Raw genomic sequence first — 18153 nt, forward strand, 5'->3', positions numbered from 1 at the left:
AATTACAGGAAACAAGGGTGCGAAAAGCGAAACTTGCCTAGTAGTTACAAATAGCGTATTTCCAAAGGCAACTTTTGGGTATATTCCTATTCAAAGACTATTTCACAATACAAAACGAAGGAGCAGGGCTTGGGATTTTTTACGGACGACGAACTGGGATCGATCAAGATTAACAACATGATTTTGCACGTAGTTGGAGGTGGCAACTTCGAGCCTGCGCCTGCACGTGAGGTTGAGCATGAAAGGTTTTTCCTAGACAGGATCACTAATACCGATGTCTCCCCCGTGTATAGCTTTGCCGACACGTCCGCCACGAAGGCTGAGGTTCAACGCATTTACAAGAAAGAAACGTCGTTCGAAGATGGCGCGCAAGCACTAGCCCGTGAGTTCTCTCGACTGCACGTAAAAACGAGCAGCGATGGTGCGCTCTTCATGTTTGAACTCACTGTTCGCGACCAAAACACAAAACTCTACAGCCTAATCAAGTATGACTATCGAGAAGCGATAGAGCAGCCTGAAGGTAATGGTGGGCTCCTTCGGCGCATCGTGCATGCCTTCATCGCCGACAAGAAGGCCATCCAGAAATCAGCCATCATTCGAGTGAAGGACGGAGTCGCCGATTCTGTGATTTCGACCACGGACCGAATGAAACCCGCACCAGCAATTGGCGACTATTTCGCTGCGTTCCTGGATGCAGCGCGCAGTCTGAGCGACGAGGAGCTAAATAAGAAGGTGGTAGAGATGCTTAGAGAGCTCCTTGCCGACAACAAAGAGGCCCTACCCAACAAAGACGTAGCGCTCGCATTCGGCATAGCGAAGGGCGTATTGCGGGACAGGCAGGAGATCAACGAAGACGCGATCTCAGATGCCGTTATCACTGCTGCAGGAAATCCCGAGGATGAGAATATCCAAGCGAAGTTGCGCCTGGCAACTCGGCGCAAGATTCGAGGCGCCAAGCTCGACGGACTTTCATTTAAGCCAGATCCAAAAGTGCTGAAACGCCCTATATTGCGCAAGGTGAAGACCATCGAGGGGGTAACGATTTTGTATCCAGACCAGGATGGCATGGTCACCGTTTCGCGTGAACGGAAAGGCAACGGAGGTGAGACAATTACGGTCGAGACCAAACAGGTAACGGAGGACACAGTTGTCCGAAATTGAACTAGCCACTGCTATTGATAAACTGGTGACATCCGGCGAGGCGTTCGTTTCAGAAACTGCAGACCGTGTCATAGTTTCGAAACTAGCGCTGGCCCCCGCCAAGCAGATAGTCGATCTGGTCAATAAGGCAGGTTTAGCCCCCCACGTCTATGACGGAGAAAATGCCGATTGGACGGACACGGACCTAGTAGCCGCGTTCGAACCATTTCGAGTAACCTTTTCCAAACCAACTCCAAACGACGGTGAGCTATTAATCCTCACCAACGATTCCTTTGCCGATTTCTTAAAGTCCGAGAGCACGTTTCCCGTGTGGCGAATTGCGTTAATTGGAGAGACAATAAGGACCGAAGGGCGAACATACATTAATTGGCATGAAAAGGTCGAAGCCCCTACTCCTCTGAAAAAGAAAAGCCCTCGCTCATTGGTGCGAGAGGCCACCGGCAATCGGATAGTTCCACAGGATATCAGTGCTTGGCTGCTGATCGATCCGACATTTTTACCTAAAACAGAAGCGGCCATGGTGTGGGCAGCCGAAAGTATTGCCTTGTGCCTAAAATCCTTGGCGGATGAGATTGATAGTGAAACTTCGGAGCTAAAGTTCAAGGGACCTCCGCGCTTGGTTCTTAACCTCGGCGATGAGCCAAAGGGCTACTTCGAGCACCTCGGTTCGCAGGCCTTTTCGACGCTACAACAAGCGACATCATGGGTCTTTGAAAATGAACGCGAGGCCGAGGTCCGCCATATCCTATTTGCATGCGAGGTAGCAAGGTCTAGTGGCGCTTCAGATGGAGACCTTGCGCACCTTGGAAAGAATTTGCTTCCCGCCTTCGAAGGAGCAAAAATAGCATATCAGATGTCAATCGCCGAGGTCGGCAAAGAAACTCTGAAAAGTTTGGCCGATTTACGCAAATCCGTTACCGAAGACACCTCGAAAGTTACGGAAGGAACCCGCCAACTTGCGGCCGCAGTAGCGGGCGCGCTTGCCCTTGGGTTTGGTCTCATTGCGGCTCGTTTATCGACAACAACTCCACGTTGGCTGCTCATTACCGTGATGGCTATTGTTGTCCTTTACGTGATCACAATCATTTTCTCCGGCTATGATTTTATTCGTTTGCAGCGGACTCTAAGAAAACAATGGCAATCGAGGCTGTATCGCTTTTTACCTCAATCCGAATACGACGTCATGGTGGCTCAGCCAACTGCACACGCGGAGCGCACTTTTGTTTGGACTGCAGCCATAGGGTTGTTTGCTGTACTCTTAATTGCGTGTGCAAGCGCATTCGACCTCCTTGGCGTGGAACCTCAGAAACAATCAACCGAGCCACGCAGCGGAGCCTCGCAGCCGGCGCAAAAACATCTCGCGCTGCCGCAGGCGCCTGAAATAAAGCCATTACAAGAACCCGCCAGGACCTCCCGTCAACCGATATCTAGTAGCAGAGCCGTCTTGTCTGCTTCGGTTACGTCATCAGCAACTTCATCTGCTCCGCCTGCTTCGGCTAAAGAGAAGTAAGTCGACGCCCCAGACGAGCGATCATCGCGTTGCCCCCCTTCCCCCGCTGCCTGACATATCCACCTTCATTAAAGGTAATTCGTCAACCTCCAAATGCTGGATTTCGAGGTCATCAAGCGTAAATATCGGAACATGATAGAAATAATGACCTACGACGACTTGCTGCGACGGCTCAACCAAACAATTGAGGCTCTTGGTCGCTGATCAACTTGCCATGAAATTTCAGCGACAAATTTGACTCAGTTGAGCGGCATGCCACTGACGATGTGCTTTACTGACACGTTCGGGCGAAGATCCGCAAAGTAAACCATGAGAAGGTGTAAATATGATTGGGGTACCACCCCTAGAATCGGCACGCGCAAGAACCCAGTGGGTGACGGCCTGTACCGCGGACGACTGCGCTTCCCATACCATTGATGTGCCTTCCGCTACAGTTACTTCGCTTTCGAGTGCGCTGTAGCTCGCTAAGCAAACGCTGGCAAAGATATGCGCAAGCATCCATTCCTTTCGCGCAATTGGCCATTCGTCCGGATATGGTGCAGGGCGAGCCTGCAGCCATCCCAATATCCCGTAGTATTCCTTACGCTTAGTAGCGTCGAGATATCTCGGCGTGCCGCATCCTTCCCAAAGCATGCGCCAACGAATGTACGCTGCCGCGCTCGGGCAAAAACTTGCCGTAGTGGCACCTCGCATGTCCCACCAGATATGCCTGCATGCAGCAAGAACGCAATGACGATGGCCGCCGAGTTTGTGTTTCATTCGCCGTTTTAAGGCCTGATAGACTTGCAGAACAACGCGCATCTCTTCGCTAGTCTGAAACCTATCCGGCGTTGTATTCCGCCCAAATCGCTCAAGCAGCCGGTCCTCGCTGGCAGAACCATACCCACAACCGGCCTTTGATAAAGGAGTCAGGGGCAGACAGTACTGGCCGTGATTGCTCGCCATCTCGTCGAGAACCTGCCCAACAAAAGTGATGTATCCAGTCGATTGGTGTTCGCGTTTGCCATGCAGGCCTAGGTCACCGCATTGGTCCGTGACCATCGGCACGGTCTGCGAAACAGCCTGAAGGTGGTCTATTTCGGTCACATACTTGTGCATCAGGCTAATTCTGGCGACGTGTTCCGACCGCACTTCCGGAACCCAGCTGCGCGCCGCCATGATCCTGGGTCCCAGTTCCTCTAAACACCGTGGGCATTTGAAAGGGTTGTCAAAAACAGCAGCACAGAGTTTATAGGGAATGGTTTCATTACATCGCCTGCAGCGGGAAATGAGAGGCTGGTTGTGGATTGGACATTGACTGACAGCGTTCATTTGAGTAAGGGGTAGATGCAAACCCCAAGCCATGCACTGCTCGCACCATTTTAAATTTTCGGAAGACGCACTATGGCCAGGGAACTGGCTGAAGAGAAATGCGTCGGCGAGTTTGGCCGGGCTGGTACTCATCGCAGCACCAATGGCGGATAAGTCGAAAACAGCGTCGTCACGCAGATCGATATTAACAGTTCGTAGCAGCACAGTTCGGCGCTTGCACGTCCTGCTCACGAATACGGTCGCAATCTCCTTTGCTGTTAGCGCATTAAGATATGCAAATTTCATGAGCAGGCCAAACGCTGAATCGTATCCAGTAGACCATTCAGGCCTCCAACACCACTGCGGGGTCTTGCGTGCGAATGTATCCAGAAGAATCTTCACCGCTACACCCATTTGGGCAGCGGGAGACCAAGCCTGATCTCTTCGCAAGCAAGCACATAGGTAGAGTCCAGCACTGCCGAATCCCAAATTACTGAAGAGAAGCTGAAGTCGTCGCTATCATATTCATGATACTCCGACAGAGCACATTCAACGGCCCTCGCAAAGTAGGCCATTGGAATTTCGATTGGCCCACTAAAACCAGCTCCTAGATGAGCTCGCTCGAACGCGGACCAAACCGCATCGGCCTGATCCGCGAGCCGCAATCCAGCCGCGTAGGCTCGCGGGTAAAAGAAGCGGGTAAATTGCCAGGCACTATCGGCTGGGAAGCAGGACTGATCATACGCGAGAAGACATGTGGCTACTTCCTCTGCCGATCTTATACCGCCGAATCTCATCTCGGTGACCATGAACCGCAAGACAATCTGGGTGTCAAGTGATTGGCGCAACGCTGATTTTTGATCGAGAATCTGCGGTTGACCGACCAAGATTGTGATCATCCGAATACCTTTGAGTTCAAGCTGATCGTGCACATCTCGCAACCACTCGTATTCCAATACTTGCAGCTTCTGCGCTTCATCGGCAAAAAACACGAACCAGTCCTTACCCGCGCGGTCTGCGAGCTCGCAGATTTGTTCAATCAGACGCATGCGCTTACGTGAGACTCGGCCGGCTAAGGGTTCAGTATGTCCGGCAGCAGCCAGCAGCGCAGAGAGAAACGCATCTTCCGAACCTGATTTGTGTGTTTCGCACCGGAAATTGATACAAACTGCATCCGGAAAAATTTCCATCAAATAACGAATGATGTATCTGATGGCTGAGGTTTTCCCAAACCGGGGATAACCGTACAGGATCGCACCAGGACTGCGAAGGCGGATTTGCTTGACAACGCGCTTTGTGACTTCGTCAATGGTCGGTGTCGGTACGAGGTAGCGTTTGCCGATAATCGGGTGATCATCAATACTGATAGGCCGCTGATATGTCATATCCATACTGCCTCCTAGAATGTGAACGTCTTGCGCAGCGTAAGATTGAGAGGCACCGCTTTGTCCTTAGGCAATGCTTCGCCAGTCTTCGCCGCTTTTCTCGTATTGTCGGTGGGCGGACGTTCGCCAAGCGGCGCCGGTCGCAAGGATATGTAGGGTTCCGTCTGATCGGCATCGGCAGGACTCAACTTTTCATTAGCATCCTCAAGTCTTTGTTGTTTAGCTAGTTGGCCGGCAACCAGCTTACGATCGCGCTGCCCCATTCGGAGGCGAACCCACGCTTCGACGGGGTTGTCACCTTCGCGGATTTCAAGTTTGCGTTCGGCGAGCAGGCGGAAAATTTCCTGTCGCACTTTAAGCGAGTGTGGTGGGATGCCCCACGGCCGCGCGGCAGTAAGAATGCCAAGTTCGGTACCGTCCTCGAAAAACACTTTCACTGTACGGATATCGCGAGGATCGAAGTACATTCGCAACTTTTTCCCGATCAATGCCGGACTACTCGCTAAAATCGGATTGGTATAGCGAACATTGCAAAAATTTATATGTGGCCGTAAGCCTTTGAGAGGCGTGCCTTTCACCGTGACCAGCTTTGCTTCTTGTAACAAGCATAGGTTTGTACGTGCGACGTTTGGCATCACACGTATTCGGTCTTTGTTTCGTGCCACCGAGATAGCCATAGCCTCAAGCGGTGTGTGTCCGTCTAGGCCGGGATGGGGCTCGCCGTTATAGTCGGCTAAAAGCACCTCGATCATGTCTTCGAGTTCGTCGAGCGTAACTAGCAAGCGAGTATTGCCTTTCGGGTCACTGAGCTCTCGTTCAATAGCTTGGGGATTGCTACCTAGATTGCCTGGCAACTTGTGCGCGAAATGGCGCGAAACCAAGTGAAAGAAACGTTCGATATGGGGACGGTCATTCGGCTGGCCTGGTGGGCCAAAGTGAGGCCAGCAGCCAATAGTGCGAGTTAATCGACTGATGGTGTCGGCCGCAAGATGCGACTTCGCATTATCGCATCTGAACCAGTCCCAGCAAGCAAATTGCGCTTCTTCGATCACTGCAGACGGGAATCCGCCGCCCTCGCGTATCGCAAGCGTTGGGATGCCATATTGCCGCGGCCTAAAAGGTGTGAGCGCCGCTTGAAGTGCGCAAGCAACATCATGCTTGGAGTATTCTCGACTGAGCGCCAGGTGGTAGCCGACGACGCACCGTGTCGCGATGTCGAGAATTACCAGGATCCAAATCCGGTGCATTTCCACAAGCTGCTCGATTCCCGTACTGCCGCGCAGTTTCACCGTCAGGCGGAGATCGATCTTGTGGCCATCGAATTCCACAACTTCAAACGCACGAGTCGCTGCCGGTACATGCGGCGTGATGGTGGGAACAGCGCGAGCGGACGAACCGCCAGAGTGTTTAACTGACATCTCAAATGACTCCTTTGCGAGGGAATCAAAGTAGGCGTACAAGGATCGAATGCCCAGCCTTGCCTCGGTGAACGGGTATTCGTTCGCTTTAACCCCCGCCTCTCGGCAGTGCTTCCGGAACGCCATGTGGATTGACCTCATGGACTTACGTATCTCACGTTCCGTGGTAATCTGACGACCTCGCTCCAGGAACGCACGCTTGAGCGAGGCTTCGATACTAGGGTAACGCTGCAGCAACTGCCTGAACGCGCCTGCCTTGCCCCGGCCGTTAAAGCTAACCGGAGCGTACCGCTCGTATTCCTTTATTCGCGCGTAGCGCAATGCGCCGCGGTATCCATATATTCTGCCATCCTCGTGCATGGACGTGCAACGACGAAAGATGCGGAGCAGCGTTGCACGGTCTATGCCTGTTTCCGAGCTGATCGCGGCGACCGACTTTTCGGGCACAGTAAGGTAGAGAGTGAGCGCTTTTACCCGCCGATCGAACACCTGGCGCTGCTCTTCGGAGAGCGCGGAGACGTCAACGGTCGGCCATGCATCCATAAGGCGAAAAGTATCTGGGATCGAAGCTCGATCAAATCGGTTACAACCGAATTCCAGTTCAATCTTCATATCACCACAAATGGCAAGGCCGATGAAAAGGGCTGTGAGGCCAAGCTTGGACACGTGGCCAACCCCTTATGAAGCAAGCTGAACAACGCGACTTTCAACAATAGCGGGTCGACTGACGGAAACAGCAGTTCAAGTTGCGTTAGGGTCTGAGGTACGGTGAGCTCGTGGCGGATTGCATCGACCAGTTGGACAGGAACATATCTGCCAAAAGCTGCCAGGTCACGTAGAAGCTGAGCCCAATTTTCAGTGGCCCAAGGATCGCCAAAAGTCGCTTGGGGACTGACGGTTTTGATCGCTATATTGCTCTGCCGGCACCAGTTCACAAAGCCTGGCCCGAAAGCGTCATCGACAGGCATATCTTGCGTCTCCGCTTCGGTGAGGACAAACAGTACTTCCTCCTCTCCATTTCGGATCGCATAAAAGTCGATGAGCCGCTTGAATGGTGCATCGTTGATTAGTAGAGGCCGTTCGCAATAATAGGTAACGGCCGGATCGCACTCCAACCCGATCCACGCGTTAACAGTGTTACGGTGAAACAGGGTCAGGGGACGGCAGATCTTGAGACCGAAAAGGTCGAAGCGCTGGGACTTGCCAGTGGGGCGACGAGTTTCCATCGGGAGGTCGAACCGAATTTGCATTCCGTACCGCCTTTCGTTTTCACAATCTGACCAATAGAAAATAGTTCAAGTTATCGTGATGTCAAGGAGGAAATGTCCGCTCAGTGCATCCCAGGTTTTTTTAGGGCAAAGGGAATGGTTGGAGTACCTACGGGAAGTTCTAGATTTATTGCAAATCTTCGGCCTGTATGGTAATCCCCTCACCAAATAATCGCGTTTAAAAGTAGAATTTTCCAAACTCAGATTTTTGAAAGTTCTGCATGAAGACGTCCCATTTTACCGATAGCCAGATCATCGCCATCCTCAAGCAAGCCGAGGGCGGCTCACCAGTCCCTGAGCTGTGCCGCGAGCACGGCATCAGCAACGCCACGTTCTACAAATGGCGCTCCAAGTTCGGTGGCCTGGACGCCTCGCTGATGGCCCGCATGAAGGAGCTGGAGGACGAAAACCGGCGTCTGAAGAAGATGTATGCCGAGGAGCGCTTGAAAGCCGAGATCGTCGCGGAGGCCCTGATAAAAAAATGGTAGCGGCTTCTCAGGCGGGAGATCGCGCAGTGGGCCGTGGCCCAGCGTTCAGCCACCATCGGACTGGCTTGCCAGGCGTTCGGCATCAGCCAGACCTGCTATCGCTATCGCGCCAAGCTCGATGCCGAGAACGCCCTGGTGGCCGATTGGCTGGTGCGCCTGACCAACAACCAGCGCAACTGGGGCTTCGGCCTGTGCTTCCTGTATTTGCGCAACGTGAAGGGGTTTAAATGGAACCACAAGCGCGTCTACAGGATCTATCGCGAGCTGGAACTGAACCTGCGTATCAAGCCACGCCATCGGCTGGTGCGGGAAAAGCCGCTGCCGCTGGCCGTACCTGCACAGATTAACGACACCTGGTCAATGGACTTCATGCATGACCAACTGGCCCACGGCAGAGGCATCCGATTGTTCAATGCGATCGACGACTACAACCGTGAGGGACTCGGCATCGAAGTCGATTTCTCATTGCCATCCGAACGCGTCATCCGCTCCCTCGACAGGATCATCGAATGGCGTGGCAAACCCCAGGTCATTTGCTGCGATAAACGGCCCGGAGTAAATCAGCGCCGTGACGCTGGCCTGGGCCGCCAAGCGCGGCATTCGCCTCGACTTCATCCAGCCTGGCCAGCCGCAGCAGAATGCTTATGTCGAGCGCTATAATCGCACCGTGCGCTACGATTGGCTGGCCCATCACATGTTTGAAACGCTCGATGAGATCCAGGATTTTGCAACCCGCTGGCTGTGGACTTACAATCACGACCGGCCCAACATGGCACTTGGCGGCATTACACCAGAACAGAAGCTTGCTTTGGCCACTTAACCTCTACTTTTAGCGCGCTCTAAAAATGGGGGGATTACCCAAGAAGGCACACGCACTGGGAGCACCAATGAAAGCAATTGCTCTCATTGGCTGCAGTGCTGCGTCACATCGATAAGAGAAATATGATTGCAGCGAGTAGATGGGAATGGCTGGACTTCGACGAAACCGAGGCCGAACAGGTCCGAGAATTTCTAAGTAATGACATCGATGGCGAGGGTGTGGATGCTCTACGTATCGGCTCTTCAGTCCGAGATCGCGTCGCTGAACTACTCTTCCCAGGCACATCCACACAGTACACCCGGCTACGCTATGTCATCCTGGTGGCGGCCCTGCTTCGTAAGCGCGGGACTACAACCGAGAACCTTGCGCGGGGACAGTTTGAGCTTAACTTAGCGCTAGACGCTGCTAACACTGATGAGACAGGGATAATCGGTCGTCGAACGCCAAGCCGCGACTTTGCACACCTGTACTGGACCGCGGTGCGAAAATGGAAGCTATTGGCTCCCATCACTTCGGACCAACGAGACGTCACGATAGCAAACGGAATTACAGCCATTCAATCCAAAGTTGAAAAAGACGAGGATGGTAGTGTCCTTTCGGAGCACCGCGTCAAGTGGGATGCCGAGGTAATTACACTCGCTGATCAGTTTTGGGCAGAACAAAAATCTACAGGATGGCCAAGCATTCATTGCAGTCAGGCTGAGGTTGATTTCATTCTCGGCCAATGGTCGAGCCTATCTGAGACCACACCACTTTCAGCTGTTGCGATTCAGATTCAAAATGGAAAAACGTTGTCCGATGCACGGTATCCATGGGATCTCAAAGTTGGACGTAATGATCCTGTGCGTGATGAACTGAACCGCGCAAAGATGGTCAGTCTGATCTGCTGGGCAATTCAACTCGCATATAACTTTGCGCTGCTCAAGAAAGCACGAGAGCTTGATACGCAGGGCATAGAGACAACTTGGCGCCAAAAGAACCGTAGTCTCGATACGACTGCTAATCGCATCAACAAGCTCTACAAAGAATGGAGAGCAGCGTTTGAAAAGGAAAAGTCGATGCTTCAAGAATGGGCGAGCCCTACATATTGGAAAGAGCTCGGCAGTGATGTCTCTCGTAAGTTCCTCGCCGAGTCAGCTCGTAAGCTCATTGCAGATGAGACCGACCTTGAATCGACCAATTGGTCGAAGTGGGTCGAAGAGCGTGAGAAAGTAAACCCGGCGCCCAAGTTAAGCAATCCTAATCACCTCGCGGGCTGGTCAGGCACGCCAGAGATGGCTCAGCGTTGGGATTTTCGATGGGGCGCAAGCGTCCAGCAATTTGTAAGAGATGCGGAGAATCCGCGTGGTTAAAAGACCTCTACCGCTCGACCCGTACGGACGCTCTACCCTTCGCAAGGTGCTCTCCCCGCCCGCAGGCTACAAGCTAGATCGCGCACTCGGCACTGCATACAGTCTGGATGCTGAAACGCTGGTCACCATTCCGTTATTTGCAGCTGGACTTGGGGCAGACGAACTTGATAAATCGGTCGGCATTTCAAAAATCTACGAGCTAGGTTCAAGAGTAACCTTATTAGTTCAGGGAGACCGCATTGCGATATCTCGCCGCTGGGCAACCTCAAGGCCATTGCTGAGACTTGTCGGGGATGTTGTAGTTCCCTGCTCTATTCCAGGCGGTTCATTTCATCCCAAATTGCTTGTTTTAGAATTCGTCTCCCTCGATCATCCGAGCAAGAGGCTCGTGCGTGTGGTTATCGCAACCAGAAACCTCACGACAGATAATTCATGGGACTCTATGGTGGTGCTTGACCAGTCGCAGGCAGGGGGTCATATTCCAGGACTGGCAGACGCGGTTTGTGATTTGGCGAATTTCGTGAACGATCAGGAACACGCCGCTGTTGAGCATTGCCGAGAATTGGGAAACGCTCTAAAAAACGTGCGCTTTCAACCAATACCTGGCCTCGTCGATCTTGAAGTGCGCTTGTTCCACCCAAAGAACGGAAATGCCAAATCAATTTTAGAAAAAATCAAGGGTGACGATCTCCTGGTTATTTCGCCGTTTTTGCGCAAGGGTTGGCTCGAGTCGCTCGCGACGCAGGCAGGAATCGGAGAAAAGCGGCGCTGGCTTATAACCCGACCGGTGGACATTCCTGACACCGCGTTTACGCATTACCAAGTGTACAAAATCACAGATGCTGCGTTGCCATTGCACACGTCAGACGATACTCAACGTCTGTCTGGAAAATTAATGGGGTTGCACGCAAAAATTTACCTCGCATCTTCCGCGAATAGTGGAACCCGAATCGTAGTTACCAGCGCGAACGCGACACCGTCGGGATGGGAACGCAACGTCGAGATAGCGTTTACCGCTACTACGAAATCTAAAGCGCTACAGGTCCCAGCCATACTTGCTGAAAATGCGTCCGCAGACGAAAAGACTTTCAGAAGCCTGCTTGAGCCCATCACATTAGGCGGAGTCGAAACCTCCCAGAAAGATCCGCCATGGATCACATCCGCTAGAAATGCTCTTGCTAGTGCAATCGTAACTGGCACCGTGCGCGCCGGCCCGGTGAGGCTACTTGAGGTTCTCGTGAATTTCTCTGCTTCAGGGCAAGTGTGGCCTGAGCATGTTTCGGTGACGATGCACCCCTTTGGATACGGCGCCAACTGCCAAAGTATGCGAGTTGAAAATAGCCGCATTACCGGCACTGTCGAGATTGCCGCGGGGATCGAGTTAACGCCATTCTTGTCCATAATGCTCACACACGGTGACGACGCATCAGTCGACATCGTAGTTGCAATGCAATTGAATGGTGATATCGATTGGGACAAAGAGGCAGCGCGCAAATCGCTCGCACAGTTGGCACGGCCAAATCTGTATAAAGAACTGTTGTGGTATTTCGGCTTGCGAGGTGAATCCAGGCCTACCGGAAAGGCGTCAGAAAAAAAGAAATCGCCTAAGAAAAAAACAGACGTGACTCATTTGCCTATCCTTGAAAAAGTGCTACTCCGCGTACATGGTCCGAACGCGGAAAGCGAGATTACGACAATAGATGGATTATTAGCGGGGCTAACAGATGATCCCGAAGACGCAGGTTTGGCCGCGATGTGGGATCTTGTAAAAAGGACGTTAAAGTGACCGCTCCTGACATTCTTGACGAGCTGCATCTACAGGATTTTCAGAAGCGCACTGTCCAGTACGTGTACAAACGCATGTTCGAAGCAAAACAACGCCGCTTTTTAGTCGCTGATGAGGTCGGGCTGGGCAAAACCAAAGTGGCTCAAGGCGTAATCGCCAGGGCTACGGCTGGGAAACGAGAAAGAAACGTTCTTTACCTCGCATCGAGCGGAAATATCGTTACCCAAAACCTCCAAAAGCTCAAGAGCAAAGAATTGACCCTCGAGAATAGCGGCTCACTTTGTTTGCTGGCACAGAGAGCCTATACCACTGGAGTCGAAGGTAGATTGATTGGCATCACTCCAATTAAGGATTTGCGGATTGACCATTTTGGATCCATCCGTGAGCGAGTGCTTCTGTACAGACTCGTCGTTAATCGTTATCGATCTCTGAGGGAGGACCAAGACTTACGCAAGTTCTTCATGGGCAAGCGAGATAGTGACGACGTGCTCGCACGTTTTGCTACGACCAGTTTGCCGAAGCAACTCCGGGATGATTTCGAAATGCAGCTTGGCGAGGAAACGATCGCCCAACTGAAAGATCCTCTCTTGCGTAAAAAACATAAGCGGGCCATTATCGGTGGACTGAGGGCGTTATTAAGTGCCTGTGTGCTTAAAAAGCTTAACCCGGTTTTGGTGGTGGTCGACGAGATCCAGCGGTTTTCAGAAGCGCTACTGGGAGGTTCGCCTTCGCCTCAGGTCAAGTACATTCTAGGACGTCCGATACTAGTGTTATCGGCGACGCCTTATCAGCCTGGCGACCCCGGTGACCACGGGAGCAAGGACCCGCACAATGGTTTTATCAGGCTTGTCAGTTTTTTGAATCAGGGTCAAACTGAAAAAGTAGCCAATGTGCGATTAGCCCTCACAGAGTTGCGGTCTGCTCTCACGGTTGGGAAAATTCGAAAAGAGGCGTTGCAGCAAGCGGTGGCTGGCCTCGGTGCTCATCTGCGGCAATTCATGGTTCGCACTGAACGGCCATTTGATGCTCATGTCGAACGAATCTCGGTAGATGCACCAATTAACGAGAGTGACCTTCAAGCTCTACAGCAGGCGGTGAAATTACTTAAAGAAGTTCCGTCGTCGGCCAAGAACAAACGTCACCGCTTCGGTGAACTCGTGGAGTTATGGAAATCTACTCCGTATGTAGTTAGCGCGCTGAGCAAGCGATATGTAACTGGCGCTGATTTTTCGAGGGTCGTTGGAACAAAACCTCCGTCACCGGCAGCGCTCTCGTCCGGCCAGCTTTATCGACGCACGCCCTTGGCAGCTCCTGCGAATGCGCGGTTGCGCGCCATGATCAAAGAGATGGGGACGGATGCTACTGAACGACGATTGTGGCTCCCTCCAAGCAAACCGTATATTAAAAATACCGATAGCGAACAGTGCACTCCAGCGTCAAAGACTTTGGTTTTCACATCCTGGGGAGCTGCGCCGCCAGCAATCGCTACAGCGCTCAATCTCTATATCGAACCACGGCTTGGGCGTGGTAAGGATCTTGAATTTTCTCGTGTAAATAAGCTTAGCCAGAAGCACAAACCTGTACGTTCCGTACTTGCTATTGGCGCGCCACTTTGGAAGTTTGCGGAAAACAGCGATCCCTTTGAGGTAATGAGGGGCGGTGAAAGCCCGCTGTCACAGGCTGATCTGATAGCTGGAATTCAAAAGCAACTCGTACGCGCCGGCATCATAAAAATATCTCGCTCCGCAAAGACGCAAAATACTGTCGACATTGCACTTGGGCTAAACACCAATGCGTCGTATCCCAAGCCGACATCCAATTCTGAATCATACGTGCAGCCGGCGCTGGATCTCATGGCGGAACTTGAAGAAGTCAGCCAGGTTACGCTCAGCAAATCTGACGCGAATGATTTGGCCGAAATGGCCGCAGCCGCCCCAGGCACTTGCGCGTATCGCGCCTTACGTCGTGCCATTCCAGCGTTGGATCAAGATAGACCTGCGCTGTTTGAAGCAGCGATCTCGATTGGAAGCAGCATAACGCGCATGTTTCAACGCCCATTAGCTGTGGCGATCGTTGGCGACACAAAAAAAGCACATCCTTACTGGCGACGTGTTCTTCGCTATTGCCTGCAGAACGATCTCCAAAGTGTATTGGACGAATACATATTCCTTCTAGTACGCGATAGCTCGGAGCGCCGGCCTGGAAAGTTAGCATGCGAAGTCGCCGACACAATCCATGCTGCACTTGGCACCGTCGGCACGCTGCAGGTGGCGCGCCCTCGTGCAAAGGAAAAAGCGCCATATGGTCCAGCGATGTACGCAAGATCGCTTGGTGAGAGCAACGGCCCTACGGAGGATATTGAACCGGCGCAGCAAGTCCGAAGAGATAAGAAGACACCTTTGAATCGGCTTCTTACAGCGTTTAATTCACCCTTCCCGCCTTTTGTCCTCACCACGACCTCAACTGGGCAAGAAGGATTGGACATGCATCGCTATTGCCGGCGGCTCGTGCACTGGAACCTGCCTAGCTCACCTATGGCATTAGAACAACGCGAAGGACGTGTAGACCGCTATCTCAGTCTTGGTGTGAGAACCAACATCGCCAAGCTTCAGTTCGCGCAGGAAGCGGATACAGCAGCTTCGCCGTCTCATCCTTGGGAACTCCTTCTGCAACAGGCCAAAAACCATACTGCGGCTCACACAAGCATCCTTGCTCCGCTCTGGCACTTTGGCGACAGCCAACCGATTAAAGCGATTGCCGTGAATATTCCTTTTTCAAGAGAGGCGACGGCATGGGACAGACTTCTTGAAGATGCAAGTATGTATCGGCTGGTATTAGGCCAACCCAACCCTCACGCCTTGCTTAAGCGGTTGTCCAACAGTAGTGAAGAGAACCGCCAAGAGATTGCAGGCATCAGGTTGGACCTATCCCCGCCCGTTGTCATTTAGAGCTGCTAACGCAACTGGACGGGAGTGGCGGCGACCGTGAGAATACTCAGCCAGGCGTTCGACATCAGCCAGACCTGCTATCGCTATCGAGCCAAGCTCGACGCGGAAAACGCTGTCGTGGCGGACTGGCTGGTACGCCTGACCAATAACCAGCGCAACTGGGGCTTCGGCCTGTGCTTCCTGTATTTGCGCAACGTAAAGGGTTTTAAATGGAACCAAAAACGCGTCTACCGGATCTACCGCGAGCTGGAACTGAACTTGCGGATCAAGCCGCGCCATCGGCTGGTGCGCGAAAAACCGCTGCCGCTGGCCGTGCCTGCACAGATCAACGACACCTGGTCGACGGATTTCATGCATGACCAACTGGCCGACGGCAGAAGCATCCGCTTGTTCAACGTAATTGACGATTACAACCGTGAGGGACTCGGCATCGAGGTTGACTTCTCATTGCCGTCCGAACGCGTCATCCGGTCCCTCGACAGGATCATCGAATGGCGTGGCAAACCCCAGGTCATTCGCTGCGACAACGGCCCGAATACATCAGCGCCGTGACGCTGGCCTGGGCCGCCAAACGCGGCATTCGCATCGACTTCATCCAGCCTGGCCAGCCGCAGCAGAATGCTTATGTCGAGCGCTATAACCGTACCGTGCGCTACGACTAGCTGGCCCATCACCTGTTTGAAACGCTTGAGGACATCCAGGATTTTGCAACCCGCTGGCTGTGGACTTACAATCACGACCGGCCCAACATGGCACTTGGCGGCATCACACCAAAACAGAAGCTTGCCTTGACCGCTTAACCCCTACTTTTAGCGCGCTCTAAAAATGGGGGGATTACCGGAGTACATACGGGAAGTTCTAGATTTATTGCAAATCTTCGGCCTGTATCACTTTTACTTCAAGAATTTATGAACTAAAAATGCAGCTCTCCGCGCTCAACACGGTGATTTTGGCAGGGGAATCGTACGGCAGGAAAGTTGCAGATTTACTTCAACGGACGCAGTTCCTCGAAAAAGTCTAGCTTTTTACGAAATTATGTAAAACGCCAAACACCCCTCTATTCCCCGCATTGCCGCCCCAAATCGCCGGGCAATATATCCGAATGAAAAAGACAACAACCCGCCGCAAGCCGAAGCCGCCAGCAGCTTATTTTTCCTACCAGCTACGCCAGCCAGCAATCGACCTCTTCGGAGAGATTGCCGTCATCGAGGACGATTTATACGATTGGGTGGCATCCGTCGCACCGCTACACCTCAGCCCACGAGCCTTCGCCAACTACGTGCGCGGCTACGATGTGGCCGCCAAGGTGCGCCATGCGAAGCTCCACGACCTGTTCGACGCAATCAAGGATCGCCCGTCCCGCCCATGGCATGCCCGCCTGGCCATGCACGCCATCATGTAAAAAGGCCCGCGATCTGCGGGCCATTTCTATGCTCGACGGACAATAGCCTGATTTATCGCTTCGACCACCTCGCTCACAAACGGCTTTACCTTGCTTTTCAAAGCACGGTGCTCGCCGGAAGCGCTTGCAAGCGTGACCGTATAGTGAGTTCGTTGAAGACACATCCAGATTAGCCCCGGGAGCAAGATAATGGCCCAGTGCCAGATAGACAGGTTTGCCAAGTTCTTGCCACTTGTGAGTACCAGCAATTCAAGAATTATTAGCGCTGCAGGCAAGATCCTGTTCGGCTTCTTCACGCCCAACTTGACCGATGTAATGCCACTTATTGCATGGGTTTCGCCATCGACCATGAAACGGGCATTTGTGACGGTTACCCTGTCATTCGTGTAATACGTGGTTTCTGCTGCACCGCTCATTGTTTCTCCCAAGTAATGAGATTCAATGTTATCAAGAATTCTCGATACGGCCTAGCTCTTGTACGCCATCGGGTAACGGTCGTTCAGCACGTTTTCCGCCTTGCGCTGCTTGTACATGACAGGTACCACGATGCCCTTGGAACGAAAGTAGCGTTTCTGGTCAAGCGCCCTGCACTGCATTTCCTTGCTGCAGTACTTTGCTATGTAACTGGCGATCTTGTGTGCCCCGGCCACGCCGAAGCCGAAACGGTGCGGGTTCCGGACCTGGACTTGGCCCATCTGTTCTGAACAGCTACGCCGGGCGTCTTCACACTGGTTGCGTCATACCTTCCCGAAGGCCGCCCTTCCTGCATGTCTGCACTTCCTGCGTCCCGCATGCGCTCGGCGTTTCGGAGGTCTGAATATCCAGCCTTTCACGCGGAATCACTGAGCGCTACTCATCCTGCTTGGTGGCACACGGCTTCGATGTTGTTGCCTTCTAAATCAATGACAAAGGCGCCATAGTAGTGGGGGTGATAGTCTGGACGGAGGCCAGGGGCGCCATTGTCTTTTCCTCCGGCGGTGATCGCTGCGAGGTAAAAAGCATCCACTTGCGCACGAGTTTCTGCGCGCCATGCCAGGTGGCAGCCGGTAGTCGCTGGTGAGCCCCCGTATGGTGATGGGCCATCGATGAACCATACATCGGCTTTCTTGCCGTCAGGCTCAGAGGCGTCAGGGTAAGCAAACCCCAGCATGTTCGCGCCGTAGTTGCCTTCGAAGCATAGGCTGTAGCCCAATGGCGCAAGGGCCGCGCTGTAAAACGCTTTAGCACGACCAATATCGGTCACGCGGAAAGTCATGTGGTCAAGCATGGTGAGTTACTCCCGAGGTAGATTGTTGTATCCGATTGAAGCACGTTAACTGTACATG

General features: G+C 52.8%; 13 protein-coding genes and 2 pseudogenes. 8 read left to right on the forward strand and 7 right to left on the reverse strand.

What is annotated here, in order from left to right:
* Positions 1 to 129 precede the first annotated feature (129 nt).
* Together AC1RJW_RS17675 and AC1RJW_RS17680 are read left to right on the forward strand one after the other, a co-directional pair.
* On the forward strand, positions 130 to 1161 hold the full coding sequence (locus AC1RJW_RS17675) for a nucleoid-associated protein (protein ID WP_493046137.1): 1032 nt from the start codon (positions 130 to 132) through the stop codon (positions 1159 to 1161).
* Positions 1148 to 2671: a hypothetical protein gene (locus tag AC1RJW_RS17680; protein ID WP_493046138.1), complete on the forward strand. Its 1524-nt coding sequence runs from the start codon at positions 1148 to 1150 to the stop codon at positions 2669 to 2671. Before AC1RJW_RS17675 ends, AC1RJW_RS17680 begins: the two co-directional genes overlap by 14 nt.
* A 222-nt stretch (positions 2672 to 2893) precedes the next feature.
* Here the strand turns inward: AC1RJW_RS17680 and AC1RJW_RS17685 are convergent, their stop codons facing one another.
* The 4 genes from AC1RJW_RS17685 to AC1RJW_RS17700 form a co-directional block, all read right to left on the reverse strand.
* Positions 2894 to 4267 (reverse strand): hypothetical protein, encoded by a 1374-nt coding sequence (locus tag AC1RJW_RS17685; RefSeq protein WP_493046139.1) that lies wholly within the window; start codon positions 4265 to 4267, stop codon positions 2894 to 2896.
* A gap of 98 nt (positions 4268 to 4365) precedes the next feature.
* Entirely contained in the window at positions 4366 to 5352 is a 987-nt protein-coding gene (locus AC1RJW_RS17690; protein ID WP_493046140.1) for an ATP-binding protein, read from the reverse strand.
* 8 nt (positions 5353 to 5360) lie between these two features.
* A complete protein-coding gene (locus AC1RJW_RS17695; protein WP_493046141.1) occupies positions 5361 to 7430 on the reverse strand; it encodes a TnsB C-terminal domain-containing protein in 2070 nt (689 codons plus the stop codon).
* Positions 7373 to 8014, reverse strand: coding sequence for a hypothetical protein (locus tag AC1RJW_RS17700; protein WP_493046142.1), 642 nt, complete (start codon positions 8012 to 8014; stop codon positions 7373 to 7375). Before AC1RJW_RS17700 ends, AC1RJW_RS17695 begins: the two co-directional genes overlap by 58 nt.
* A gap of 239 nt (positions 8015 to 8253) precedes the next feature.
* On the opposite strand from AC1RJW_RS17700, the pseudogene AC1RJW_RS17705 reads away from it, so the two are divergent.
* The 6 genes and pseudogenes from AC1RJW_RS17705 (at position 8254) to AC1RJW_RS17730 (ending at position 16828) form a co-directional block, all read left to right on the forward strand.
* A pseudogene (locus AC1RJW_RS17705) lies at positions 8254 to 9340 on the forward strand (IS3 family transposase).
* Positions 9341 to 9462: 122 nt separating this feature from the next.
* Complete coding sequence (locus tag AC1RJW_RS17710) at positions 9463 to 10692, forward strand: DUF6361 family protein (RefSeq protein ID WP_493046143.1); 1230 nt, start codon at positions 9463 to 9465, stop codon at positions 10690 to 10692.
* The gene (locus AC1RJW_RS17715) at positions 10685 to 12478 is read left to right on the forward strand and encodes a phospholipase D-like domain-containing protein (protein WP_493046144.1); all 1794 of its coding nucleotides are present in this window, start codon (positions 10685 to 10687) and stop codon (positions 12476 to 12478) included. Before AC1RJW_RS17710 ends, AC1RJW_RS17715 begins: the two co-directional genes overlap by 8 nt.
* A complete protein-coding gene (locus tag AC1RJW_RS17720; protein ID WP_493046145.1) occupies positions 12475 to 15426 on the forward strand; it encodes a DEAD/DEAH box helicase family protein in 2952 nt (983 codons plus the stop codon). The genes AC1RJW_RS17715 and AC1RJW_RS17720 overlap by 4 nt, the downstream gene beginning before the upstream one ends.
* 54 nt (positions 15427 to 15480) lie before the next feature.
* Positions 15481 to 16226: pseudogene (locus tag AC1RJW_RS17725) on the forward strand (IS3 family transposase); the annotation flags it as partial.
* 302 nt (positions 16227 to 16528) lie between these two features.
* Positions 16529 to 16828, forward strand: coding sequence for a hypothetical protein (locus AC1RJW_RS17730; RefSeq protein ID WP_493046146.1), 300 nt, complete (start codon positions 16529 to 16531; stop codon positions 16826 to 16828).
* 26 nt (positions 16829 to 16854) lie between these two features.
* Here AC1RJW_RS17730 and AC1RJW_RS17735 read toward each other — a convergent pair whose 3' ends face one another.
* From AC1RJW_RS17735 to AC1RJW_RS17745, 3 genes are all read right to left on the reverse strand, one after another.
* Positions 16855 to 17244, reverse strand: a complete 390-nt coding sequence (locus AC1RJW_RS17735; protein ID WP_493046147.1) for a DUF6232 family protein — start codon at positions 17242 to 17244, stop codon at positions 16855 to 16857.
* 51 nt (positions 17245 to 17295) lie between these two features.
* Positions 17296 to 17523 carry a hypothetical protein gene (locus AC1RJW_RS17740; protein ID WP_493046148.1) on the reverse strand — a complete coding sequence of 76 codons (228 nt, stop codon included), beginning with the start codon at positions 17521 to 17523 and terminating at the stop codon, positions 17296 to 17298.
* A gap of 158 nt (positions 17524 to 17681) precedes the next feature.
* Positions 17682 to 18095 (reverse strand): VOC family protein, encoded by a 414-nt coding sequence (locus AC1RJW_RS17745; protein WP_493046149.1) that lies wholly within the window; start codon positions 18093 to 18095, stop codon positions 17682 to 17684.
* Positions 18096 to 18153: the final 58 nt, after the last annotated feature.

This window comes from Janthinobacterium sp. GW822-FHT07A03, assembly GCF_058798815.1.

Excerpts from the sequence above, each read along its gene's own strand:
- AC1RJW_RS17745 (WP_493046149.1), bottom strand. The coding sequence starts at position 18,095 with ATGCTTGACCACATGACTTTCCGCGTGACCGATATTGGTCGTGCTAAA.
- AC1RJW_RS17685 (WP_493046139.1), bottom strand. The coding sequence starts at position 4,267 with ATGAAATTTGCATATCTTAATGCGCTAACAGCAAAGGAGATTGCGACC.
- AC1RJW_RS17730 (WP_493046146.1), top strand. The coding sequence starts at position 16,529 with ATGAAAAAGACAACAACCCGCCGCAAGCCGAAGCCGCCAGCAGCTTAT.
- AC1RJW_RS17710 (WP_493046143.1), top strand. The coding sequence starts at position 9,463 with ATGATTGCAGCGAGTAGATGGGAATGGCTGGACTTCGACGAAACCGAG.
- AC1RJW_RS17735 (WP_493046147.1), bottom strand. The coding sequence starts at position 17,244 with ATGAGCGGTGCAGCAGAAACCACGTATTACACGAATGACAGGGTAACC.
- AC1RJW_RS17740 (WP_493046148.1), bottom strand. The coding sequence starts at position 17,523 with ATGGGCCAAGTCCAGGTCCGGAACCCGCACCGTTTCGGCTTCGGCGTG.
- AC1RJW_RS17700 (WP_493046142.1), bottom strand. The coding sequence starts at position 8,014 with ATGCAAATTCGGTTCGACCTCCCGATGGAAACTCGTCGCCCCACTGGC.
- AC1RJW_RS17690 (WP_493046140.1), bottom strand. The coding sequence starts at position 5,352 with ATGGATATGACATATCAGCGGCCTATCAGTATTGATGATCACCCGATT.